The 23,628-nt window shown below is 48.3% G+C and carries 19 protein-coding genes and 1 riboswitch; of the genes, 7 read left to right on the forward strand and 12 right to left on the reverse strand.

The window, feature by feature from the left end:
• Positions 1-94: 94 nt before the first annotated feature.
• Entirely contained in the window at positions 95-367 is a 273-nt protein-coding gene (locus tag ACW9SV_RS18935) for a hypothetical protein (RefSeq protein WP_479558334.1), read from the forward strand.
• Positions 368-565: 198 nt separating this feature from the next.
• Positions 566-946 carry a hypothetical protein gene (locus ACW9SV_RS18940; RefSeq protein WP_479558335.1) on the forward strand — a complete coding sequence of 127 codons (381 nt, stop codon included), beginning with the start codon at positions 566-568 and terminating at the stop codon, positions 944-946.
• Between the two features lie 105 nt (positions 947-1,051).
• Here the strand turns inward: ACW9SV_RS18940 and ACW9SV_RS18945 are convergent, their stop codons facing one another.
• A complete protein-coding gene (locus ACW9SV_RS18945; protein WP_479558336.1) occupies positions 1,052-1,813 on the reverse strand; it encodes an MBL fold metallo-hydrolase in 762 nt (253 codons plus the stop codon).
• A 154-nt stretch (positions 1,814-1,967) separates the two neighbouring features.
• Entirely contained in the window at positions 1,968-3,911 is a 1,944-nt protein-coding gene (locus tag ACW9SV_RS18950; protein ID WP_479558337.1) for a glycoside hydrolase family 2 protein, read from the reverse strand.
• Between the two features lie 473 nt (positions 3,912-4,384).
• Between ACW9SV_RS18950 and ACW9SV_RS18955 the strand changes: the two genes are divergently transcribed.
• The gene (locus ACW9SV_RS18955) at positions 4,385-5,506 is read left to right on the forward strand and encodes a glycoside hydrolase family 43 protein (RefSeq protein ID WP_479558338.1); all 1,122 of its coding nucleotides are present in this window, start codon (positions 4,385-4,387) and stop codon (positions 5,504-5,506) included.
• A 296-nt stretch (positions 5,507-5,802) separates the two neighbouring features.
• Here ACW9SV_RS18955 and ACW9SV_RS18960 read toward each other — a convergent pair whose 3' ends face one another.
• The 4 genes from ACW9SV_RS18960 to hppD form a co-directional block, all read right to left on the reverse strand.
• Positions 5,803-6,810, reverse strand: a complete 1,008-nt coding sequence (locus tag ACW9SV_RS18960) for a PorP/SprF family type IX secretion system membrane protein (protein ID WP_479558339.1) — start codon at positions 6,808-6,810, stop codon at positions 5,803-5,805.
• Between the two features lie 4 nt (positions 6,811-6,814).
• Positions 6,815-9,430 (reverse strand): Ig-like domain-containing protein, encoded by a 2,616-nt coding sequence (locus ACW9SV_RS18965; RefSeq protein WP_479558340.1) that lies wholly within the window; start codon positions 9,428-9,430, stop codon positions 6,815-6,817.
• 720 nt (positions 9,431-10,150) lie between these two features.
• Positions 10,151-11,899, reverse strand: a complete 1,749-nt coding sequence (locus tag ACW9SV_RS18970; RefSeq protein ID WP_479558341.1) for a phospho-sugar mutase — start codon at positions 11,897-11,899, stop codon at positions 10,151-10,153.
• 71 nt (positions 11,900-11,970) lie between these two features.
• Positions 11,971-13,071, reverse strand: a complete 1,101-nt coding sequence (gene hppD, locus ACW9SV_RS18975) for a 4-hydroxyphenylpyruvate dioxygenase (RefSeq protein WP_479558342.1) — start codon at positions 13,069-13,071, stop codon at positions 11,971-11,973.
• 156 nt (positions 13,072-13,227) lie between these two features.
• Between hppD and ACW9SV_RS18980 the strand changes: the two genes are divergently transcribed.
• On the forward strand, positions 13,228-13,626 hold the full coding sequence (locus ACW9SV_RS18980; protein WP_479558343.1) for a hypothetical protein: 399 nt from the start codon (positions 13,228-13,230) through the stop codon (positions 13,624-13,626).
• 259 nt (positions 13,627-13,885) lie between these two features.
• Here ACW9SV_RS18980 and trpS read toward each other — a convergent pair whose 3' ends face one another.
• The 6 genes from trpS to ACW9SV_RS19010 form a co-directional block, all read right to left on the reverse strand.
• A complete protein-coding gene (gene trpS / locus ACW9SV_RS18985; protein WP_479558344.1) occupies positions 13,886-14,860 on the reverse strand; it encodes a tryptophan--tRNA ligase in 975 nt (324 codons plus the stop codon).
• Positions 14,861-14,956: 96 nt separating this feature from the next.
• A complete protein-coding gene (locus ACW9SV_RS18990; RefSeq protein ID WP_479558345.1) occupies positions 14,957-15,610 on the reverse strand; it encodes an alpha/beta fold hydrolase in 654 nt (217 codons plus the stop codon).
• Positions 15,611-15,639: 29 nt separating this feature from the next.
• Complete coding sequence (locus ACW9SV_RS18995) at positions 15,640-16,437, reverse strand: queuosine precursor transporter (RefSeq protein ID WP_479558346.1); 798 nt, start codon at positions 16,435-16,437, stop codon at positions 15,640-15,642.
• Positions 16,438-16,968: 531 nt separating this feature from the next.
• The gene (locus tag ACW9SV_RS19000; protein WP_479558347.1) at positions 16,969-17,886 is read right to left on the reverse strand and encodes a ribonuclease Z; all 918 of its coding nucleotides are present in this window, start codon (positions 17,884-17,886) and stop codon (positions 16,969-16,971) included.
• Between the two features lie 19 nt (positions 17,887-17,905).
• Complete coding sequence (locus tag ACW9SV_RS19005) at positions 17,906-18,283, reverse strand: STAS domain-containing protein (RefSeq protein WP_062545662.1); 378 nt, start codon at positions 18,281-18,283, stop codon at positions 17,906-17,908.
• 68 nt (positions 18,284-18,351) lie between these two features.
• Complete coding sequence (locus tag ACW9SV_RS19010) at positions 18,352-19,287, reverse strand: phosphoribosylaminoimidazolesuccinocarboxamide synthase (protein ID WP_479558348.1); 936 nt, start codon at positions 19,285-19,287, stop codon at positions 18,352-18,354.
• Positions 19,288-19,489: 202 nt separating this feature from the next.
• Positions 19,490-19,604: riboswitch (SAM riboswitch) on the forward strand.
• Positions 19,605-19,885: 281 nt separating this feature from the next.
• Between ACW9SV_RS19010 and ACW9SV_RS19015 the strand changes: the two genes are divergently transcribed.
• Genes ACW9SV_RS19015 through ACW9SV_RS19025 form a run of 3 tightly spaced genes read left to right on the forward strand, consistent with a single transcriptional unit; the run spans position 19,886 to position 23,510 of the window.
• Entirely contained in the window at positions 19,886-21,223 is a 1,338-nt protein-coding gene (locus tag ACW9SV_RS19015) for an O-acetylhomoserine aminocarboxypropyltransferase/cysteine synthase family protein (protein WP_479558349.1), read from the forward strand.
• Positions 21,224-21,228: 5 nt separating this feature from the next.
• Positions 21,229-22,284: a homoserine O-acetyltransferase family protein gene (locus ACW9SV_RS19020; protein ID WP_479558350.1), complete on the forward strand. Its 1,056-nt coding sequence runs from the start codon at positions 21,229-21,231 to the stop codon at positions 22,282-22,284.
• A complete protein-coding gene (locus ACW9SV_RS19025) occupies positions 22,263-23,510 on the forward strand; it encodes a homoserine dehydrogenase (protein ID WP_479558351.1) in 1,248 nt (415 codons plus the stop codon). The genes ACW9SV_RS19020 and ACW9SV_RS19025 overlap by 22 nt, the downstream gene beginning before the upstream one ends.
• Positions 23,511-23,628: the final 118 nt, after the last annotated feature.

A 23,628-nucleotide genomic window follows, 5' to 3' on the forward strand; every position in this document is an offset into this window, starting at 1 on the left:
TTTACTAAAATGGGTTTGCAAACGTCTTCTCGTAAATTTTTTGGCTTTATACTTGCAGCCACCTTTGCAAAAGTTAGGCTATTGAGAGAATTTTATGAAAAGACAGATTGTACAATTAGTAGTTTTGATCGTCTTTCTGGTGAGTGTTGCTTCCTGCTCCAGTTCCAGAAACAACAGCAGTTCGCGGTACCCTTCAGGCACCGGCACTTCTAAAAGCCAGCGGTATCCAGGTTCCTTGCCGGGTGTCATCTTCCGGGAACCCAGAACCTCTTCTACCAGTGGAATGCCTCCAGGACAAGCCAAGAAGGTGTACGGTGACAAATCTGCCAAAGCGTATGCCCCAGGCCAACAGAAAAAAAAACGGTAAAGGACACGGCAACGGGAATGGCCAAGGGCACGGCGGAAAGAAGAAAAAAGGCAAAAAACACTAAGCCTATCCTTCCAGCCCTTTCTACATGAAAAGAGGACCTGTAATTAGCAGGTCCTCTTTTCATGTAGAAAGGGCTGGTTTTAAACTACCTGCACCCATCGCCGTAAACAATCCTAGAACTTTAAATTTACAACTATGGGTATTCTAGATATTTTCAACGACGATAAAGACCAGGAGAAATCAAACACCAAAAACATCCACGATGATTACAATGACCGGAACACCATGGGCAACAGCCCAGACCCTTCGGCCAAGCGTAACGTAGGACCAAAGGGTGACCTGCAGCGGAACGATCAGAAAGACAAACTGGAGAATCTGCACATTGGTGGAAATGAATTAACCGGCTACGGAGCCAATGACCCAGACAGCAAGGAGTCTGACACCCAAGGTCCCGGGTTTGAGATGGAAGGAAGTTATGATGCCATGGATGGGAGCGCCAATGGCCTAAGAATGAATGACCAACCCCTGGGTAGCAAAGAAACTGATTCAGAGGATGTAGACTATAACAGACTGTAGGAAGCTTTCTAAGTAACAAGAGCGGGGCTTAGAAAAGCCCCGCTCTTGTTTTTAGGATGTTTTGTAAAATGAAGCTTAAAGATGGTTCTGTAAGCAGGCCGAGGATTAGCTTTTAGGATACCATTCCCGCAAACGTACTTCTACATTCTTCTTGCCTGCCTCTACTTTGGTTTTGAAGGCATTTACATCACTGAAGCCGTTCTGCCCCCGGTAATGGTAGGGGTACACTACTTTAGGTTTGAAGTCTAACACCGCTGAAACAGCCTGGTCAACGTCCATAGTATAGGGCAGGTTCATGCACACAAACGCAACGTCAATGTTCTTCAAGGCACGCATTTCGGGGATGTCCTCGGTATCACCGGAGAGGTACACGTTTTTGTTTCCAATACGAAGCACATACCCGTTGCCGCGGCCCTTGGTGTGGGGCGTAGTGGGAGACTCAGGTAGGTTGTACATGGGAATGGCTTGGATGTCCATGTCCAGTTGTTTTGTTTTGGCCCCGTTGCTGAGCACAACCGCTTTGGACTTCATCTGCTCAGGTAATTGGTCTACCACCGCTTGAGGGGCTACAATGGTAGCACCAGTGATGGGGAGGGCTTGCAAGGTTTTCAGGTCCAGATGGTCAGGGTGAATGTCAGTGATGAGGATCAGGTCAGGGTTCGCCAGGCCCGCGAACAAGGAGGCGCCTCCGTAAGGATCAACCCAAATGTTCTTGCCGTTCCACTGCAGGGCCAGCGTTCCGTGGTTAATGGGTTGGACAATCAAATCGCCTTTCTCGGTTTTGATGCGGTCTGGCTGAGGAAGGTTTTGCGCCCAGCCTTGTACCGTACCGATGCCTAGCATCAAAGACAGCAGAAGTTTTTTCATAGGTTGTTCTTTATTAGTTGGTGAATGACAATTTAAAAGGAGGAATGTTTTAGAGGGTTATAGCTTAAATCTTTTGATAAAGAAGAACCTGTTTAAAGCACGTTTTTGCAAAACACACCCTAAACAGGTCCTTTCGGAGCGAAGCTCCCACTAACTACTCTTTTTTCTTTTTCTTACGGCCAACCCGCTTGCTGGGCTGCTGCTCAAAGTCGGTATTCTGGGTGCTCAATAGACCCGCCGGCACCGATAGCTCTCCAGTATGGAAGTCAATCAATCCGTTTTTCTCTTCCTCAATGTTGGTAGCCTGGGTGTAGACATCACCGGCTATCCGGCGCTTACGCAACTCCTGTTTGAATGCCCTGATCCGTTCAGTACGTTCCTCAGAACTTTCCGGTCCGCCGTAATCTGAGAACCCGAATCCACCCCACTCACTTACAATCAACGGAGTCTGGCCACGGTAGAAGTACTGGTCCCCAATCACCAAAGGCAGCACGGCCACGCCTTCCATTTCACCGGCCGTCATTTTATCCAGCAGTTTTTTCCACTTGTTCAATTTGGGCGTGTACAGGTGGGCGGTGAGTAAGTCAGTCTTTAATTTGCCTTCATAGGAAATGTGTTGCCAACCGTCGTTGTCTACCACCAGGAACTGCGGATATCTGATCTTCATGAAGTGGAAGATCTCCATAATGTATTGGCGCGTTTCAGGGTTGGTGGCAATGTCCTGGGCTCCCCAGTCCTCGTTGTACAAGCTCCAGATCACCACCGATGGGTTAGTTTCAATGAGGGCCAACATGCGCAGCAGTTCTATGCGGTGATTTTCGCGGCTGCGTTTGGTAGAGGAGTGCGGACTGGGCACTTCCACCCAGAGCAGCAAGCCCATTTCATCGGCCAGATTATAAATCCGAGGATCAATTCCGGCAATGTGCACCCGAACCAGGTTACAGCCCAGTTCTTTCATGGCGTACATGTGCCGCTTCATCTCCTCATAAGTGGCCGTACCCGGCTGGTACAAAATACCATCAATGTAGATTTCCTTGTTGTTAAGGTAGATGTGCCGACCGCGGGCTTCAATCTTGCGCAGACCAAAGTGTCCGGCTATTTCAGAGGCGTATCCAGAGGCATCTATCAGGTGCGCCTCAAACCGGTACAGGTGTGGGTCCTCGGGACTCCAGAGCTCGGCATTCGGAACCTCAATGACAACATACTGAGATTTCTGGCCGGCCTCTAACCTAAGTTCATAGTCTGAGGTGGCAAGAGGAGCGGAGTCATCGGGGGCATCCCGTTCATAGATGTTCAATCGGAGGGTGTACTGGCCCGGGTCTTGGATTCTGGTGGTGAAGTTGAACCGTACTAGTGAGTCTTCAATGAGGCCTTGCACCCCTACCCTGGAGCGGAGGCGGTTGCGCTCTACCGTTTCAATCCAGACACTTCTTACCGCCCCGGTATAGGTTTGGTACCAGATACCCCCGCGCTTGTACACGTGAGATTCCTGTTTACCCCGCGGTACCTCTGCATCCATGCTGTGCGAGATACGCACGGTAAGCCAGTTCACCGGCAACAGATGGTCTTCGTTTATCTCAAAGGAAAAGGAGTTGTATTCCCCGTAGTGCACTTCGCCGCCTTCAATGTCGGTGAGCAGCCGGCCGTTAAGCCAAACCCGAGTTTCGTACCCACAAGCCCCGAAGGTGATTTGGTAGATCCGCTTCCCGCCGCTTTCCAGCTTCTCGGGTCTGGTGAACTCCCGCTCGTACCAGGCAATCACCTTGTCTTGCCAGGCAGGGGTTTGCAGCGTTTCTTTGTTCTGGGCCATGTGTTCCTCTACAGAGCCCGGCCAGTTGGCGGTATGCTTGAATTTATAACCCAGGTACCAACCTTCCCGCAGGCCCCGGTCATCCTGGTCAAGGGAGAATTTCCATTCTCCGTCCAGCAAAGAGTAGGTGTTAGGCCGCAGAACTACCCGGGGTAAGGGGTTTTCGGTGCTTTTATGGGCAAGGGAAACATCCTCTATTTCAGCCTCTATGGACTCCTCAATATTCTTTGAAACAATTGCTTCTTCAAAGCTCTCGGTTACGTTGAGGTTGGGGTGTTTAACAGTCATAGTTGTAGATAATTTGTAGAGGTATCATTTATCTTTCCTTGCTTAAACGAAGTTTATTTCGGCTAAGGTTGTCTCCGGATGAAATCAGTTTGGAATAATTCAACTTTATTTCCGAACGGCTTTCAGGCTATTTTTTACAAAGTAGACCGAAAAGGTTGATACGCAGAAGTTTACGACTCCACCTTTCCAGTGCGTTATATTTTAATAAAAACAAAGTACCACCTTAAACCTTTAAGCCTGATTTTAAAATGGAGGGCAGTAAGCAGAGAGAGCCTTGGCTGGGCTCTGGCAACTCTCACGTTTATTCCTTTCGGATATTCCGAATCAAAGCCTCAAAGATGAAGCGGAAATGGAAGGTTAATTGAAAGTTACTCTGGTGTAATGCTTTTGTTGTGATTTTATTGCAATCGGTTGCAGAGAGAAAAAGAGTTTTGCCTATATTCACCTAACTAATCTAAAACCACAAACGAAAGATGACAAAGTTTAGAACCGCCAAGTACCTGCCTTTGGTATTTGTAGCAGCTTCTGCTTTCACCAGCGCCTGCCAAAAGCAGTCTGGGTCGGCAGAAACTAAATCTTCAGAAGTACAGAGTGGCACTACTGCTTCTACCGATTCCTCTGATTCAAAGTACCTGTCTAAACCTTTGGTAACGGAGATCTACACCGCCGACCCATCGGCGCATGTGTTCAACGGTAAGATCTACATTTACCCTTCTCACGACATTGAAGCCGGTACCCCTGAGAATGACAACGGTGACCACTTTGACATGCGGGATTACCACATCTTCTCCATGGACGACATTAACGGCAAGGTAACCGATCATGGGGTAGCCTTGGACATAAAAGATATTCCGTGGGCAGGTCGCCAATTGTGGGCGCCTGATGCCGCTTTCAAGAATGGTAAATACTACCTCTATTTCCCGGTGAAAGACAAGCAGGATGTCTTCAGAATAGGAGTAGCAACGTCTACTTCGCCTACCGGCCCATTCAAAGCGGAACCAAAACCAATAGCTGGTTCTTTCAGCATTGACCCAGCCGTTTTCACCGACACCGACGGTACCTCTTACATGTATTTCGGCGGCATCTGGGGCGGACAATTACAGCGTTGGGCAACCGGGAAGTATGACTCTACGGCTGCTCCTGAGCCGGCTACGGGTAACGCTCTGGCTCCTAAAATGGCCAAGATGCGCGCCGATATGTTAGGATTCGATGGTCCGGTGAAAGACGTGCAGATCTTAGATAAAAACGGAAAGCCATTCCCAGCCACTGATCACGACAAACGTTTCTTTGAGGCTGCCTGGCTGCACACATACAACGGTAAGTACTACTTCTCTTACTCTACCGGGGATACCCACAACATTGCCTACGCCATTGGCGATTCACCAGCCGGACCTTTCACGTACCAAGGCGTTCTCCTGAACCCCGTACAAGGCTGGACAAACCACCATTCAATAGTGGAGTTCAAAGGCAAATGGTACCTTTTCTACCATGACACGCAGCTTTCCGGAAAAACCCACCTGCGTAACATCAAAGTCACTGAGTTAAAGCACAACCCAGATGGCACTATTCAAACCATCACGGCTGTGAAATCATAACAAAGCTAAACCCTACTAGAAAGGCCCCATCTCTACTGAGGTGGGGCCTTTCTATTTTAAGGGCGTGAGGAAAATTAGTTCTGATGGGGAGGCTGGATATCCGCAAGACTAGTTTGGCATTGATCCCAGTCCTTTATCAAAAGGTAGTAACTGGTAGGGCAGAACCCTAAAAGGAGTTTGGAGCCTACTTTAGTAAAACAAGCACTAAACTCCTTTTTATCTTTTTCGGGTGATTTCAAAAAAGAAGCCCCTAATTCATTTTGGATTAGGGGCTTCTTTTTTATTTAGTTACATAATCAATGCATCCACCTTGGGCAAATCACCTTGGCTTTGTTGAAGAGTTTCAAACCTAACACCACCTCGTGGGTTCCAGAATTAGCCAATCTTAACTCAGAGGTGTTGTAGTCATAAGAATAGCTTACATCCATAATGTGGCTGATGTTCACACCAGTCATCAAGGCAAAAGCATCCTGGTTCCGGAAAGAGACTCCCGCCCAAACGCGGTCTGCGTAAATGGCTCTCAGGTTAAAATCCAAAGTGGTGGGGCTAGGATCGGTGAGTTTTACTAACACCGACGGGATAAGGGTTACATCGCGCCCAGCATTGAATTTGTAACCCGCTGTTCCTATAAAGTGCTTCTGAAGGACGTTGTTAGATACCTCGTTTTCCTCACCTGGGTTCAAATCTCTGTTGCTCTTTAATAATTGGGCGCCTGACAATCCCACGAAAAAGCTGTTAGAGTAAATCCAGGCTCCAAGGCCCAGGTCAAAGTAATTACGGTTTACGTAACTGCTACCGATTGCTGGGTCTGGATTGGTGAAGGTGGCCTTGCTTGGGTTGAAACTGTTCCGCAGAATTCCGGCACTGGCCCCCATAGACACGGTAATGGTTCTGGTAATGGGCAAGTGGTAGGCGTATGTCAGGTTCACATTGGTGCGGCTTAAAGGCCCGGTCTCATCCCTAATGGCCTGGATGCCCACCCCGTGGTGCGGATATGCCCGCACGAAACGGTTCTTGTTCACCGTACGGGTGCTGGTAATTCCCTTACCCGACGTGCGCACACTGGCAACCTGTTTATTCAAAGGGGTGTGCACACTAACGTGATAAGTCTTGGGAGCACCCTCTAACCCCACCCACTGCTGACGGGTCCCAATTTTTACTTCGGTGTAATCTTCAATCCCGGTGATGGCCGGATTCAGCAAGTAGCTGTTGATCATGTACTGGCTGTACTGCGGCCGCTGTTGTCCCCACACTGGGGCAGTGAAAAGCAGAAAAACCAGAAAAGCGCCTATATGTTTCTTCATCTGATTATTTGATAATGGTGATGCTGCCCGTGAATGGTTTCTCGTCTTTTCTCAGGCGGATGATGTAGTAGTATGTGGCCAGTGGGAGCGGACTGCCGTTGTAAGTACCATCCCAAGGCTGCGCGTATCCGTTTGATTGGAAAACCCGGGCACCGTAGCGGTTGAAAATCTCCACTGTGGCATCGGGGTAATTCTCAATGTTCTGGATTTCCCAGAGTTCATTGATACCGTCGCGGTTTGGGCTGAACGTGTTTACAATCACGATTCTTGGTAAAACCGTAATGGTAACATCATCTACCGCCTCGCAACCTGCTCCGCTGGAAACCGTCACGGTGTAAGTGGTAGTCACCGCCAGGGTTGCCAGAGGGTTTGCAACGTTTGGATCGCTTAAGCCAGTGGTTGGAGTCCAGGTGTAAGTAGTACCGCCTGATGCCTTCAGTTGAACCGATTGCCCTTGGATGATAGTGGTGTCTCTTCCTGCGTTGGCAGAAATAGGGGCAACGGTCACCCGCACGGCAGTTCTGCGATCACTTACGCATTCATTGGCGCTGATGGCCTCCACGTAAAATATGCTGTTCGCGGTTAACGGAGGAGTAGAGAACGGTGAGCCAGAGCCAATAGGAGATCCTCCGGTAGCCTCTGTGTACCATACGTAAGTATACGTGCCTGTTGTGGCAGGCTCCACTTCCAAAATAGCAGAACTTCCCTGGCAAGTACTCACATCAGCTGACTTCACAATAGGAGCCTGCGGCAATTCCTCAATGTTGATCAGGATTGCTCGGGCTGATGGCACGAACCCGCAGTTGGTGTTTCTGTATCTGGCTACCCTTCTGAACCAGGTAGGCTGTGACACGAAAGCCGGGGTAAAGGAAGCTCCATTTTTATTGTCAGAGCCAGGAGCAGCAGGGGCATCCACAAAGCCCGCGGTCTCGCTGGTAGTGCTGCTTTGCCACACGTACTCAATGTCTCCGGTGAGCAGGTTGCCGGTAAAAGTTGGGGCCGACCCTCTACATACCAGCTCGCGGTCTACTTCAATGGTGTTTTCACTTGGCTCAATCACCGGAAGGACCTGTATGGTTACCTCAGCGCTAAGGATTGGCGTGTCACAACCTTCAAACGTGACGGTACGACGGTACGTGGTAGTTTGTGTTAAAACCGGAGGTGAATAGCTTTGCTGGTTGCTGGTTCCCTGGGCGGTAGTGAACTCCGTTTCACCTTCGGCACGGCTTTCCCACAAATAAATAGGTCTGTTATTGCCAGAACTTGCATCATTCCCGGTTAAGGTAGCTGGCCGTGTGTCAGCACAAATGGTTTGGGCAGTACCAATGGTATTTTCAATGTCCTGCTGAATGATGTTGATGGTGAATTCACTACGTTCTAAGCTTTCGCAATCGCCTTCTACCGCCGTAATGTAATACACAGTCCTGCTGTTCACCGGACCCGCGAAATAAGAAGGTACCGGACCACTGGTATTCAAAGGCGTGGTACTTGTAGCCGTAGCGTAGAAGTTGTAAGATTTCCTAGGATCATTAGGGCTAGGAGCAATTTCATAGTTCCCCCCCGCGCAAATAGAAGTTTGAGCAACCTGTAAGAAAGGCTTAGCCGGACGCGGATTGAAGTCAACGTTAATCAACGTTGGGGTACCTTCCAAAGCATCGGAGCTTTCGCACTGGTTTTCAAATTTAACGGATAAAACGTAAGAGCCTCTTTTCTCGGGGAACGTAATGGTAGGGTTCTCCTCAGCTGGGTTACTGATGGTTACGCCGGTTCCCTGCACCACTGCCCACAAAATAGAGCCCTGTTTGATTGGTTCTGGAGTATTGGGGTCAAACTGCGCAAGGGCGTTCCCTGTGGTTTGATAGGGAACGCCAGGCTCTTCGCATTCACTAAAAGCCTGCGGAGTAACTTGCGGATAAACAATGACCACTGTTTCTTCGTGGACATAGCGTCCGTCAGATTCTGCGTCTGGGTTCTCAGGATCTTCAGGGTCTTCTGGTCCGTCTGGGTTATTAGGGTCAAAGCAAGGTCCCTGAATTCGTAGTTTAATAGTGTATTGCCCTTTTACATTGAACTGAATGATCGGATTCTCCGATGTTTCAGAAGTGCCCTCAATGTATTTGGCGGTAGTTGGGGCTACCGGGTCTTCTCCCTCCAAGATTTCCCATTTGTAGGTAACACCGGTAGCAGGAGTAGACTCATTCTTTAACGTAACCTTTACAGGTATACCGCATGAGTCCGGATCAGTGCTTTGGGGAGACATCGGATCTCTACTCTCCACGCTGAACTTTGCTTCCTCTTTGTTTACCGTCATGGCAACGGCATCAGAAGTATCGGCCGCGCAGGTAGGGCCTACCACAATGACGGTGTAGCTGCCAGATTCTTCCAAAGGGAAGGTGCTCTGGTTTGCATTAGGAATGTTAACCCCGTCTTTCTGCCATTGGTAGAAAAAGCCGGCACCAGATGGCGTGGCCGTTAATGGGGTTCCAGAGCAGACGGTGGTGTTGGCAGGTGGTGTAATAGCGGCGCCGCAAGGTGGCGGTGGGGTGGTTTGCCCCAATGCCAGGGAAGAGCTATAGAGATAAATAGCAAATATCAGCAGATAGCTTTTGAATGAATGCATTCGGTTTTCTGGAAAAAGTAAACAACATCAATATAGGTAACCTTGTGAAGAAGAAAACTTTACAGAACTATTGCGTCTGCCTATCCAGAAACAGGTGCTACTTGGTGGGGTGATCCAGATGTAGGAGGGTAGTAATAGTTATATCAAATGTTCTGTCTTCTTAAGTGTATGAACCTCTTGTTATTAATCGTAAAAAAGGGGATTTTAGTATATAAGATCCCTGAAAACATTTACGGTAAAATGGTAAGCGAAGGCTTGAAACCTTGCTCCCCAGAAATAAGCGGTAAGCATCAGGTATTCAGTATTTAATACTACAAAATTGAAAGCATAAGCACAAGTGCTTTGTTAAAACGGTTTATTGGGCCAAAATCTTAAAGGATTTTCAAAGTATAGAGAACTCTTCTTACTACTAGGGCCCAAAATTTTACTAACCACGCGTTGTATCTACGTAAATTCTGAAAAAAGTAGATTTAAACTAGAAGTATATTGTAGATTAATTTCTGAAAAGGTATAATTTATCTTTTTTAAATACAATAGGTGTAAAAAAGTTTATACTTTTTTAAAATCAAGCTTGAAGGCCTAAGATTGTTCAAGGCATCAGGTAGGCTGGAAGGGGCACTCTCTCTAGTCCAAAATTCCTTGTAAGTGTGGTCTGTTCATAAAAGATAAAGCCCTTACTGAAATTTTCAGCAAGGGCTTTATCTTATTAATCATTTGCAATTACTTCAGGTTTAGATCTGAGATAATCTGCTGTATTTTCTGGTCTAATTTGGTACCTACTTGTTCAAACTCATCAGCTGAAGCTAAAGGCTCCCGAACGCTGAAGTAGAACTTGATCTTAGGCTCAGTGCCGGATGGTCTCGCTGATACCTTGGTGCCATCTTCGGTCAGGAACTGAAGAACGTTAGAGCTTTCCAGGCCGGTGGCGCTTTCTTCACCAGTACGCAGGTTTCTGCGGAAGCCGGTTTTATAGTCAATCAATTCTACCACCTCAGAGCTAGCAATGGTTTTAGGCGGGTTCTCCCGTAGCTCCTGCATCATCTCTTGGATTTCCTGGGCCCCTCTATGACCTTTCTTGGTGAGGGAGATCAAATCCTCTTTGTAGTAGCCAAACTCCTGGTACATCTGGATCATAAGCTCATACAAGCTCTTGCCCTGATCTTTTGCCGCAGCTGCCATCTCGGCAATCATAGCGCAGGAAGAGACCGCATCTTTGTCGCGCACGAAATCACCCACCAGGAAACCGTAGCTTTCCTCGCCGCCGCAGATATACTGGGCCTGGCCTTCTTTCTCGCGCATGATGGTGGCAATGTACTTGAAGCCTGTTAAGGTTTCGTAGCAGTCCACCCCAAAGCCCTCGGCCACTCGGTTGATCAGGTCTGTGGTGACAATGGTGTTGACCACGTACTCTTTGCCGGTGAGCTTTCCGGCTTTTTTCCAGGCCTGTAGAATGTAATAGGTGAGTAGGGCAGCTGTCTGGTTACCGTTCAGGAGCACAAACTTTCCGTTAAGGTCCCGAACTGCAATGCCTACGCGGTCAGCATCAGGGTCAGTGGCCAGAACCAGCTCGGCGTTCAGCTCCTCTGCTTTCTGCATCGCCAGGTTCATGGCGTCTTTCTCTTCGGGGTTAGGGTACACTACCGTCGGGAAGTTTCCATCTGGGGTAGCTTGTGCCTCTAAAACGTGCATGTTGGTAAACCCAAAACGCTCCAGCGCCCGCGGCACTAGGGTAATGCCCGTTCCGTGAATAGGCGTGTAGACGATGCTCAGGTCATGCTGACGTTTAATCATCTCCGGATCCACGGAAAGCGTCGCCACTTTGTCTAAGTAGGCCTGATCCACCTCATCCAGGATGAATTCTACGTTGGACTCGTTGCGCTCAAACTTCACCTGGTCCAAAGAGGTGATTTTGTTTACCTCGGCAATGATGTTTTTATCGTGCGGGGCGGTTACTTGGCCACCGTCGTTCCAGTAGGCTTTGTAGCCGTTGTATTCTTTAGGGTTATGGGAAGCAGTCAACACCACACCGCTTTGGCAGCCCAGGTGGCGAATAGCAAAAGACAATTCGGGGGTTGGTCTCAGTTCTTTGAAGAAATACACTTTAATACCGTTGGCGCTGAACACATCGGCTACCACGTTGGCAAAGTAAGGACTGTTGTTACGACTATCATGGGCGATAGCCACGCTGATCTGCTGCCCCGGGAAAGATTTTAACAGGTAGTTGCTAAGGCCTTGGGTGGCCATGCCTACCGTGTAGCGGTTCATCCTGTTGCTGCCCACGCCCATGATCCCGCGCAAGCCCCCAGTCCCAAACTCCAGGTCTTTGTAAAAGGAGTCCGTCAAGGCATCGGCATCCTGACTATCAATAAGACGTTGCAGTTCTGTCTTGGTGTCTTGGTCATAGGCACCTTCTAACCAGGTATTTACCTTGTTCAATACGGCTGGCTCCAGCGATAGATTGTTTTCCATAGTTTTGTAGAAAAGACAAAAGCGTTTAGGGGCTGTTTTGGTGAAAACAGTCTCAGAACGGCTTTAACGGTTTATAAGTTACCCCTAAGGGCCTGTTCACGTTCAATTGATTCAAATAGAGCTTTAAAATTCCCTTTCCCGAAAGATTTGGCCCCTTTTCGTTGAATGATCTCATAAAAGACGGTAGGGCGGTCTTCCACGGGTTTGGTGAAGATTTGGAGCAGATACCCTTCATTGTCGCGGTCTACCAAAATGTTGAGGTCCTGCAGGGGCTTGAGGTCTTCCTCAATGGTTCCTACGCGGTCCAGCAGGTCTTCGTAGTAAGAGCTAGGAACCGTCAGGAATTCAACCCCCCGCCTGCGCAACTCGCCCACGGTATGGACAATATCATCAGTGGCGATAGCAATGTGCTGCACACCGGGGCTGTGGTAAAAATCAAGGTATTCCTCAATTTGCGATTTCTTCTTTCCTTCGGCGGGCTCGTTGATGGGGAATTTCACGTAACCATTGCCGTTGCTCATCACTTTGCTCATGAGCGCCGAGTACTCTGTGGAGATATCCTCGTCGTCAAAAGTGAGCAGCAACTGGAAGCCCATCACCTTGGCGTAGAAGTCTACCCAGGTGTTCATCTCACCCCAGCCTACGTTTCCTACGCAGTGGTCCACGTGTTTGAGGTTTACCGGTGTCACAGGCACGGTGCTTTTGCGCGGCTTGAACCCGGGCATAAAGGCGCCGGTGTAGTTTTTGCGCTCCACAAAGGTATGCACCGTCTCGCCGTAGGTGTAGATAGAAGCGATTCTTACCTCGCCAAACTCATCGGTTAAGGTCTGGGGCTCGCCCGCTGACTTGGCCCCACGGCTGATGGTTTCCTCATACGATTTGTATGCATCGTCTACCCACAACGCCATCACTTTCACGCCATCGCCGTGGAGGCGCACGTGCTCAGAGATGGGTGAGTCTGGCAGGAGAGAGGTGGTGAGCACAAACCGAACCTTGCCCTGTTGCAACACATACGAGGCCCGGTCACGTACTCCGGTCTCAGGTCCGGCATAGGCTACCAGCTCAAACCCAAAAGCACTCTGGTAGTAATAGGCGCTCTGTTTGGCATTGCCCACATAGAATTCAATGTAATCTGTACCGTTTAGGGGAAGAAAATCGGTGGGCTCAGCCATAGAAGAGTTTTTAAGGTAAAGCTCTGGTTTGAATGACAATTTGTGTAAAAATAGAATAATTGTGGAGGAAAGAAAATAGGTTTTTAGCGTATGGATTTGGCGGGTCTACTTGGAAATAGTCTCAGATGTTATAAAATTTGTAAAAAATAAGAACCCATGAATATCCAGGAACTGAATAAAGCGCTGGTCACTATAATCCAGAAGAAGCAGGAGTTAAGCAAACTTTCTTACAACGATGATCGGTATGACGACGTGGAAGAAGAACTGCACGATTTGGAAGATGAGTTCAATGACAATTACGGAGAGTATCTGGAAGATGTCCTTGGCGATGTGCACATGCAGGTTTGCCCAGACACCGATGTCCTTCTGCCGACCGCCTATTTACCAGAAGCCCTTAACGCCGAAGGCCAAGTGGACCTTACCGGCAAGCAGGGTGTTTGGGTTGAAGCCGATGCTTACCCTAACAAAGAAGCACGCCTAGTGCTGGTTCCCAACCCAACTCGTCTTATCCTAAGCGTAGGTAAAAACGTGCGCGAAGAAGTTTGGAAAGGGTAGTCTCTCCGCCCGATAGTAATTAATTGATCAATAAGATAAATGGCTCCCGTGTAGGTTCTCCTAGGCAGGAGCCATTTCTGTTTTAAGCATTTCTTTTAGAAATGAAGCCTTAAGCTATGGATTGGTTTAGCTTTGAAAGAATTAAGGCCCTTTAAAAGCGGATGAAAACAGGAGAGCCGGGTCTCGTTAGGCCCGGCTCTCCTGTTTAGGTTGGAAGAAGAGTTCTAAATTCTTATTCCTGATTTACTTTTTGTGGAGCTTAAAATCCTAGCTTTTCTCTAACTCGCTTCAAAACCGGGGCTCCAATAGCGCGGGCTTTAGCGGCTCCTTCTGCTAGTTTGGCATCCAGTTCCGGCAAGTTGTTCATGTAGTAATGGAAACGCTCGCGCGGCTCTGCGTACTTGGTTAAGATAAGGTCATATAGGGCCTGTTTGGCGTGTCCGTATCCGTATCCGCCTGCCAGGTAGTTTTGGCGCATGGTCTCAACTTGCTCTTCTGAGGCCAACAACGAGTACAACCGGAACGTGTTATCTGTGGCAGGGTCCTTAGGTTCTTCCAGACCTTTGCTGTCGGTGACAATGCTCATCACCCGTTTGCGCAGGTCTTTGTCTGGCAGGAAAATGTCAATGGTATTTCCGTAGGACTTGCTCATTTTCTCCCCGTCAATCCCTGGCACTGTCATCACAGTTTCGTCTACCTTCGCCTCCGGCAAAACAAAGGTCTCGCCGTAAATGTGGTTAAAGGAACTGGCGACATCGCGGGTGATTTCGAGGTGCTGGATCTGGTCTTTGCCCACGGGCACAAACTCGGCATCGTACAGCAGGATGTCGGCAGCCATGAGAATAGGGTAGGTGAACAGACCGGCATTCACGTCAGACAATCCACGGCGGGCCGATTTGTCTTTGAAGGAATGGGCGTTGGCCAACATGGGGTACGGCGCGAAGCAGCTCAAATACCAGGTCAATTCGGTTACCTCGGGCACATCTGACTGACGGTAGAAAATGTTTTTGTCTGTATCAAACCCGAAGGCCAGCCAAGCAGCCGCTACGGCATACGTATTCATCTTTCGCTCCTGCGCATCCCGAATGGAAGTGAGGGAGTGTAAGTCTGCGATGAAATAGAGGGAGTCGTTGCCTGAATTTTTGGAAAGCTCTATTGCGGGAAGAATGGCTCCTAGCAGGTTGCCCAAGTGCGGACGCCCACTGCTTTGAATGCCGGTAAGTATTCGTGCCATGTTGTACTGAATGTTTGCACAAAGAAAGCGATTGGGGAGCAAACAGGAAAGCCTTTCTATTTTGGAGCTGTTTTTGAGAAAAGGAGGCCTAAACTTCTATGAAAGGTATTGATTAATTAAGGCGCTCACTTCCTCCGCCCGGCTCATGACCATCAAGTGCTCGCCTCCTTTTACCAGATGAAGAACAGGATAGTTGGGCACCGGAAGCACCTTGTCCTGGTCTCCATGGATTACAATCACTCCTTCTTTTGCAGCTTGGTGACGCCACAACAGAATCTGGTTTAACGACCAGCGCAGAAAAGGAATATCAGTCTCCTGGATGATGGCTTTCAGAATCTGTTTTTCTTCTGGGGTGTGCGCTCCAAAGAGCCAGTTGGCGGGAGATACCCACTCCTTGAACATGCCCAACGGAAGCCATTTCTGCATCTGTAAGGCTCCGGCTAATTTGTAATGCAAGGGTAACTCCTGGGTGTTGGCTAAACTTGATAAAAGAATCACATGTTTAACCGGAATTTGCTTGGCGATCTCCTGCGCCATCATTCCCCCGAAGCTTAAACCTACCAATACAGGAGGCTCCGAGTTCAATTCCATTTGCCATATCAATTTCGTGGCATAGGAAGCCATGGTGTCCTGCGGCTCGGGGGTAATCCATTGGATGACTATAGGATTTGGGTGCTGTAACTGCAGGAATTGGAACAGGCGTTCATCGGCGCAAAGACCACTTAGAAGATACAAAGGAGGTTGATTCATGAGCAGTAGTCCTGAGGCTTTAAACTAACTTAGTCTTTGGAAATGTACGTCTCCAAAGAAACCTCCTGCTCCTGGGCCAGGTACCGATCTATCACTGAATGGGCGACATAGAGAACCGGCGTCAGTACAACGGCCACGGTGAACTTGTACAAATAGTTGATCACAGAGACGGAAAGTACTGTTTTCAGGTCCCAATCACCGAAAAGGTAAAAGGCGATGAACAGCACAACTACCGTATCTACCAACTGGGAAACCAAGGTAGAACCCGTGGCCCTCAACCATATTTTTTTATTCCCAGTTAACCGTTTCAGCCAATGGAACACATGGGCATCTAATAACTGCCCCAGCAGGAAAGCAACCAAAGAACCCACAATGATGCCCAGCCCCTGACTAAAAACTTTATTGAAAGCGAAGTTCATGTCAAAAGCGGTTCCATTGGGCCCCTTGCTATTGATGTCCTGCCAAAACTGCGCCGGTGGTAAAGCCGTGGCAATTAAGATGACCAGAAAAGCATAAGCAATTAATGCCGCCGTTAAATAACTGATGCGCTTAACCCCGTCCTTCCCGAAATATTCATTGATGATATCGGTGGTGACGAAGACAACCGGCCAAATGATAACGCCTGCCGTCAGGTTGAAGTCCAACTTTGCCCCCAGTACCGGAATCTGCGCCCCCGGCAGATCAAACAACCCTTCCCCCGAAAAGATCTTCACCCCAATCAACTCAGCCAACAGCGCATTCGTCAGGAAAATACCGCATAGAACCATGAATAGCTTCCGTTTCCTAAAACCTAGCCCAGAAACAGAAGTGGAAGAAGTTTGCTGCATTTCTAAATAAAGCTGATTGAGCCTGTAAAGATGAAGGAAAGCAAGAAATAAGCAATAATGAGAAAAACTCTGGTTTCTGGTCAGTCTTTCCAAAGCAGTTCCTAAATGCCTTTCCTACTCTATAATAGAATCATTTTAGTAGGTAGATAGCTTACCTTGGGATGTTCAAAAGATCGAATTTTTAAAGGAAAAGGTTTAACCATAATGATTTAAACCGACAGACAATTGAAGGTTCAATCCATAGACTTGAACTGGGGAAGGTAAAAGTACAAACTACTTGGCTATGCAACGTAACAGGCAAAAGAACCCAATTCCAGTCTTTCGGGTGAGCGCCTTTGTTATAGACCTGGTGCCGCAGGCAGGCCTACTGGCCAAGGCTAAAACAGCAGCGCGAGGCCGGAAGACGAGGCCTCGCGGCCTTGAGCGCACCAAAGCAAAAATGAAACAATAAAGCTTTTACAAGCAGGCTAACAGAAGCTACGTCAGCTACAGCAAATTAAAAGCACCCAAAAACCAACAAAGTCAAAATCCCTACTCCAACACACTTATCGTTTTCCCCTCCGTAGCCAAAGCCGTATTAGGAAAAATGGCCTGCGCTTCTTCTAGCAAAGGAGAGAGATCTTTGTATCGAGCCGAAAAATGCCCAATGAGAAGTCGCCTAACTTGGGCTTTCTCCGCTAAAGTGGCGGCTTGGGCGGCGGTGCTATGAAAGGTATGGGTGGCCCGGTGCTCCATGTCGCTCAAAAAGGTAGACTCATGGTACAGGAGGTCAACTCCTTTCACATAAGGCAAGATGTCTTCTTTGTACTTAGTGTCAGAGCAGTAGGCGTAGCTGCGGCTTCGTTTTGGGTCTGTGGTAACATCTTGGTTGCGCACCAGAATCTCGCCCTGTTCATTTCGGATATCCTCGCCCCATTTAAGCCTTACCAATTGAGGAGGGGTTAAAAAAGAAGGGAGCTTGCCTTTAAGTAAATGGCGGGGTTTGGGTTTTTCTTTAAACAAATAGCCACAACAGGGCACCCGGTGCTGCATGGGCAGCGAGTGAACGGTCATGTATTTGTCTTCGTAGATTTTCTTGCAGATGGTAGTGTCCACTTCCACAAAATTGATGTGGTAGGGGAGTTGGGTGCCACCGTACTTGAATTGGAGGGTGATGATCTCGGCTAAACCCTTCGGGCCGAATAGATTAAGGTGGCCGGTGCGCTGCTGCAGGTGCATGGTAGAAAGCAGGCCCGCCAGACCAAAGTAATGGTCACCGTGCAGGTGACTTATAAAGATATTACAAATGCGCTGATGCTTTACTTTGTATCGCATCAGCTGCATTTGTGTACCTTCGCCGCAATCAATCAGGTTAATCTGATTGCCAACCGTGAGTAGTTGGGCGGTATGATTTCTATCAAAAGACGGGGTGGCAGAAGAGCTCCCAAGAATTTTTAGCTCAAAGTCCAAACTGCAGCCCGCTTAATATCTATTCTTCTTTTTTGGTTAGATCGCTTTCAATCTCGTGCAGGAAAACGCGGTCAATGCCTTCTTCAACGGTTGGAAGAATGTTCAATACAGACTCCAGTTTAGAGATCGTGATCAGCTTGGTTACGTGCTCTTGCAAGCCAGTAAGGATAAGAACCCCCCCGGAAGAATTGCAAAGACGGTTTGCAATCAGGATAGAGGATAGTCCGGAAGAATCAGTATATTTTACGTTGGTAAGATCCAGGATCAGGTTAGTAATACCTTCTGCATTCAACTTCACAAACTCAGACTTCAAATCAGGTGCGATCGTGGTGTCTAGTTTTTTTTCATCTATGGTGATGATGGTGTAATTCTCTTTTTTATCAATTGTGTACTTCATAAGTAACAGCAAAAAGGTTTAGAGTGCGAATCTACCAATTTTTGGTGGAATATCTTTAACAAAGTAAGTTAAAAAATGTTGGCCGCAATGCTCTCTTGGAGCGTATGTGGCTGGCTGGCATAGTCTTGGGGAACAAACTTTATGCCTAACAACTGTTCATACAATTCTATGTAGCGCTGTGAAATCTCAGTTACTTTTGCATCAGACATTTCGGGCACTTGTTGACCTTCTTTTCCCTGAAAGCCATTCTCAATCAGCCATTGACGTACAAACTCCTTTGAAAGTTGTCGCTGTGGCTGACCGTTTTCCTGGCGTTCCTGATAACCTTCTGAGTAAAAGAATCTTGAAGAATCAGGGGTGTGTATTTCATCTATCAAATAAATGATGCCATCTGCTTTCCCAAACTCATATTTGGTATCCACCAGGATAAGTCCGCGCTCGGCGGCCAGTTCAGTTCCGCGTTGGAATAGGGCTCTGGTGTACGCCTCCAGTTGAACGTAATCCTGCTCAGAAACGATACCCTGTTTCAGGATTTCCTCTCTGGAGATGTCTTCATCGTGGCCCTCGGCGGCTTTGGTCGTAGGGGTGATAATTGGTTCAGGAAACGGGTCATTTTCCCGCAGCCCCTCCGGCAGGGACACGCCACACAAGGTACGCTTACCGGCACTGTATTCACGCCAGGCATGGCCCGCTAAATATCCTCTGATAACCATTTCCACTTTGAACGTCTCGCATTGGCGACCAATCGTGACGTTAGGAGCCGGTTGGCTCAGAACCCAGTTAGGCACTACATTGGCCGTTGCTTCTAAAAAGGTGGCTGCAATTTGGTTCAGTACCTGTCCTTTAAAGGGGATGGCCCGCGGCAGCACCACGTCAAAGGCAGAGATCCGATCAGTGGCCACCAAGGCCAGTTTGTCTTTGAAATAATAAACATCCCGAACCTTGCCCCGGTAAAAGCCGGTTTGTTCTGGAAAGTGGAAGTTGGTTTCTTTTAACGCTTGCATGGCAGATGACTAACGGCGGCAAAGTTAGGAAAGGTTACAGACGGGACAAGTATATTTCTCCCAAACCCTTAGGAAGGCCGTGGCCTACATTTACTAACATTTGTTGGTTTTTGAAAATAAATTGCAAAATATTTTCAATTTTATTTGGGTTTAAAGATTTCGTTAATAGATTTGCAGCATCAAGTCAATTATTCCGGTAGTTGATTTATAAAGAAGAGCGGAGAGACAGGCTCAATGAAGCTCTAGCAACCTACCAGCCGTGTAAGGTGCTAAGTCCTGATCCCAGGGGACATATTGCCACTTGGGGAATATAAATTGATACGAAGATGGAAAAGCAAATCAACGCCACTTCTAACAATGCAGCGCCGCACCTGACCATGGCGGCAAAAGGTAACACACCTATTATTATCTCCTCTATTACGCGAATGTGCACTATGTCCATGATGGATATTTGTTGCTGTTGTCGCTAATCCCCTCATCTAAAGTAATTTAAATTTTCTTTAGGGGCCTGACGCACAGCGGCAGGAGGGAACCTGTTGTCTGTTAGTTTTCTGGCTCTTGAATTTGTTCAATTTTTCAATTGTAACCGGCTATAATCATGTCTAATTCTTATCGTTTTGAAACCCTTCAGCTACACGCTGGCCAAGAAATAGATGCTACCACTCGTTCACGGGCGGTGCCTATCTACCAAACTACTTCCTATGTTTTTGAGAACGCAGAGCATGGGGCTAACCTGTTTGCGCTAAAACAATTCGGGAATATCTACACCCGCATCATGAACCCCACCACCGATGTGTTTGAGAAACGCATTGCCGCTTTGGAAGGGGGCGTGGCCGCCGTTGCCGTTGGTTCAGGGCAAGCGGCTCAATTCATTGCCTTAAATAATATCCTGCAGGCAGGTGACAATTTCGTGGCCTCCAGCAACCTGTATGGTGGCTCTTACAACCAGTTTAAGGTAGCTTTCAAGCGCTTGGGCATTGAAGTAAGATTTGCTAAGAATGATGAACCAGCCACGTATGCGGCCCTTATTGACGAAAACACGAAAGCCCTTTATCTGGAGACTATTGGCAACCCCCGTTTCAACATTCCAGACTTTGAATCCATTGCGGCGGTAGCGGCGGGGCATCAGATTCCGTTGGTGGTAGACAATACCTTTGGGGCGGGCGGATATTTGTTCCGACCATTAGAGCACGGAGCCAACGTAGTGGTGGCCTCTGCCACCAAATGGATTGGCGGGCACGGGACCAGCGTGGGCGGCGTGATTGTAGATGGCGGAAACTTCAACTGGGGTAATGGAAAGTTCCCGCAGTTCAGTGAGCCTTCAGAAGGATACCACGGCCTGAACTTCTGGGAAGTATTCGGGGCTGATGGACCCTTCGGGAACATTGCCTTTGCTATTAGGGCCAGGGTAGAGGGTCTTCGTGATTTTGGGCCGGCCTTAAGCCCGTTCAACTCCTTTCAATTAATCCAGGGCTTGGAAACCTTGTCGCTACGGGTAGACCGCACGGTTGAGAATGCCTTGGCTTTGGCGCAGTGGCTGGAGCAGCATCCTTTAGTGGAGAGTGTGAATTATCCGGGCCTTGCCTCCAGTCCTTACCATACTTTGGCGAAAAAGTACCTGAAACGCGGCTTCGGTGGAGTGTTAAGCTTCAACTTGAAAGGGGGCAAAGAAGAGGCCGAGGTTTTTGTTAACAGTCTAGAATTGGTGAGCCATCTGGCAAACGTAGGCGATGCCAAAACCCTGATCATTCACCCAGCCTCTACCACGCACCAACAATTGAATGAAGAAGAGCAGTTGTCAGCAGGGGTAAACCCCACGCTACTGCGGGTGTCTGCGGGTATTGAGCACCTAGAGGACATCAAAGCAGATTTTGAACAGGCGTTTGCCAAAGTGAGAGTACAGGAACCGAAGTTGAAGGCCGCAGTAAGTGAGTAGAAGCCATGTTGAAAGGACGCGTTTTTGAATTTACAGATGAATTTACGCTGGAGTCTGGGCAATCTTTGCCCGGCTTCCAACTCTTTTATACTACCTGGGGCACCCTGAATGAAGATAAAAGCAACGTAGTGTGGGTTTGCCACGCCTTTTCCGGAAACGCTTTTGTAAAAGATTGGTGGGGCGACCTGTTTGGTGAAGGCAAGACCTTTGACCCTGCCAAGCATTTTATTGTCTGCGCCAATACGCCGGGCAGTTGCTACGGATCTACCGGACCTTTGAGTTTAAACCCAGATACCGGTAAACCTTATTACCATGCTTTCCCAACGTTAACCAACCTGGATGTGGTACGGGCGTTTGATGCCCTTCGGGAGCACTTGGGTATAGAGCAAATCAATGTTCTCATTGGAGGTTCTATTGGCGGACAGCAGGCATTGGCGTGGGCGGTGGAGTACCCATACGTTACCCGCCGGCTGGTGCAGATTGCTGCCAATGCCCGGCAAACTCCATGGGCCATTGCCTTAAACGAAAGTCAGCGCATGGCCATAGAACAGGATGTCACCTGGCAATTGGCCACGGATGATGCAGGATTGAACGGAATGAAAACGGCCCGTTCCATTGCGTTGCTGTCTTACCGTACTTATAACTCGTACAACCAAGCGCAGAAAGAGAACTCCTCAGACCTGAAAAAAACGTACCGGGCCGCCAGCTATCAACAATACCAGGGAGAGAAGCTAGCCAAACGGTTCAATGCTTTTTCTTACTGGCAACTGACCAAGATGATGGACAGTCACCACGTAGGTCGTAACCGGGGGAGCCTACAGGAGGCATTGCGCCATGTACAGGCCGAGACTCTGGTGATTGGGGTGGACAGCGATCAACTATTCCCGGTGAATGAGCAAAAGTTTGTAGCCAGATACATTCCTAATGCTACCTTCCAGATAATACATTCTGAGGCCGGTCACGACGGCTTCTTATTGGAGACGGCTCAATTAAGCCATCTTTTGGATACTTTTTTACAGAAAAAACAACAAAGAAAAACATGGATTCCCACCGTCTTCTAAAAATAGGTTTGTTTGGGTTTGGCTGCGTAGGGCAGGGCTTGTATGACCTTCTCTCCCGCGAAGAGTCGCTTCCTTATAAGGTAGAGCGCATCTGTGTCAAAGACCCTAAAAAGCTTCGGCCCTTGCCTTCAGAGAGCTTTACGTATGATTTTCATCAAGTGCTTCAGGACGAAAGCCTGGATATTCTGGTGGAAGCTATTAGTGACGCCAATGAAGCCTACACCATTGTTTCTGAAGCCCTGAGGCGCGGTAAAAAAGTAGTAACTGCCAATAAAAAATTGGTGGCTTACCACTTACCCGAGCTTTTGGACCTACAAAACAAGTTTGGCGGCGTTCTCTTGTATGAGGCAGCCGTGGCCGGAGGCATTCCTATTATTAGAACGGTTGAGGAGTATTTCTCCAATGAACCTCTGGAGCGGGTGCACGGAATCTTGAATGGTTCCTCTAATTATATCCTGAGCCAGATCTTCAAACTGCAGAAAGTCTACTCAGAAGCATTGAAGGAAGCCCAGGATAAAGGGTTTGCGGAGTTAGACCCCTGGTTGGATGTAGCCGGAGCCGATTCACGGCATAAACTGTGCATCTTAACGGCCCATGCTTTTGGCCGGACGCTTGCCCCGGAAGAAGTGGCCTTCTTTGGTATTGATTACCTAAGTGATCAAGACTGCGAGTATGCAAAGCAAAATGAAGCGGTTATCAAGATGGTCGCCTCGGTACACCTTACCGCCGACGGAGAGTTGGTGCCGGTGGTTTTGCCAAGCCTGGTAGATGCCTCAGACGACCTGTTTGTGGTGGAGCAGGAGTTTAATGGTGTGGTGGTACAGGGAGCGTACTCTGGTCCGCAATTGTTCAAGGGCCGCGGTGCCGGCGGACACCCTACCGGAGCGGCCGTGCTGTCAGATATCGTCTCTGTGAGTAATGGCTACAGCTATGGGTACAAGAAACTAAGCAAAACCACCAATGCCCCGGCTTTGGCCCTGGACTTTGGTTTTGAAGTTTATCTACGTTGTAGCGAGCCTGAGTTGGTGGCCGCGCTGGGGTTAACCAACCTGCAGAACGTGCAACGGGACAACGATACCTTCAGCGTCATCGGAACGGTTTCTTTGGGTAACCTGATCAAGACGCAAGACCAAATCAGAAAGTCTGGAGCTTATATCATGGCCCTTTCCTCCGATTTTGTTGGCGCGACTTCTAAGAAGGAAAAAGAAAAGGTAGAGTTATCTTAATAAAGCCTCCTTAACTACTAAGTTGAGCTTAAAAGTATTGAAACGGATCAACCGTTTTCTAAAGAGTAGCTTGTTTATTTAGTTCGTTCAAATTGCGCAGGCACCTGGTTTTATGCCG

It is taken from the genome of Rufibacter sp. JT20002 (assembly GCF_056491185.1).

Excerpts from the sequence above, each read along its gene's own strand:
- ACW9SV_RS18955 (WP_479558338.1), top strand. The coding sequence starts at position 4,385 with ATGACAAAGTTTAGAACCGCCAAGTACCTGCCTTTGGTATTTGTAGCA.
- ACW9SV_RS19005 (WP_062545662.1), bottom strand. The coding sequence starts at position 18,283 with ATGAAGTACACAATTGATAAAAAAGAGAATTACACCATCATCACCATA.
- ACW9SV_RS18960 (WP_479558339.1), bottom strand. The coding sequence starts at position 6,810 with ATGAAGAAACATATAGGCGCTTTTCTGGTTTTTCTGCTTTTCACTGCC.
- ACW9SV_RS18940 (WP_479558335.1), top strand. The coding sequence starts at position 566 with ATGGGTATTCTAGATATTTTCAACGACGATAAAGACCAGGAGAAATCA.
- ACW9SV_RS19015 (WP_479558349.1), top strand. The coding sequence starts at position 19,886 with ATGTCTAATTCTTATCGTTTTGAAACCCTTCAGCTACACGCTGGCCAA.
- trpS (WP_479558344.1), bottom strand. The coding sequence starts at position 14,860 with ATGGCACGAATACTTACCGGCATTCAAAGCAGTGGGCGTCCGCACTTG.
- ACW9SV_RS18990 (WP_479558345.1), bottom strand. The coding sequence starts at position 15,610 with ATGAATCAACCTCCTTTGTATCTTCTAAGTGGTCTTTGCGCCGATGAA.
- ACW9SV_RS18950 (WP_479558337.1), bottom strand. The coding sequence starts at position 3,911 with ATGACTGTTAAACACCCCAACCTCAACGTAACCGAGAGCTTTGAAGAA.
- ACW9SV_RS19020 (WP_479558350.1), top strand. The coding sequence starts at position 21,229 with ATGTTGAAAGGACGCGTTTTTGAATTTACAGATGAATTTACGCTGGAG.
- ACW9SV_RS18970 (WP_479558341.1), bottom strand. The coding sequence starts at position 11,899 with ATGGAAAACAATCTATCGCTGGAGCCAGCCGTATTGAACAAGGTAAAT.
- ACW9SV_RS18995 (WP_479558346.1), bottom strand. The coding sequence starts at position 16,437 with ATGCAGCAAACTTCTTCCACTTCTGTTTCTGGGCTAGGTTTTAGGAAA.
- ACW9SV_RS18935 (WP_479558334.1), top strand. The coding sequence starts at position 95 with ATGAAAAGACAGATTGTACAATTAGTAGTTTTGATCGTCTTTCTGGTG.
- ACW9SV_RS19025 (WP_479558351.1), top strand. The coding sequence starts at position 22,263 with ATGGATTCCCACCGTCTTCTAAAAATAGGTTTGTTTGGGTTTGGCTGC.
- ACW9SV_RS18945 (WP_479558336.1), bottom strand. The coding sequence starts at position 1,813 with ATGAAAAAACTTCTGCTGTCTTTGATGCTAGGCATCGGTACGGTACAA.
- ACW9SV_RS19010 (WP_479558348.1), bottom strand. The coding sequence starts at position 19,287 with ATGCAAGCGTTAAAAGAAACCAACTTCCACTTTCCAGAACAAACCGGC.
- ACW9SV_RS18980 (WP_479558343.1), top strand. The coding sequence starts at position 13,228 with ATGAATATCCAGGAACTGAATAAAGCGCTGGTCACTATAATCCAGAAG.
- ACW9SV_RS18965 (WP_479558340.1), bottom strand. The coding sequence starts at position 9,430 with ATGCATTCATTCAAAAGCTATCTGCTGATATTTGCTATTTATCTCTAT.
- hppD (WP_479558342.1), bottom strand. The coding sequence starts at position 13,071 with ATGGCTGAGCCCACCGATTTTCTTCCCCTAAACGGTACAGATTACATT.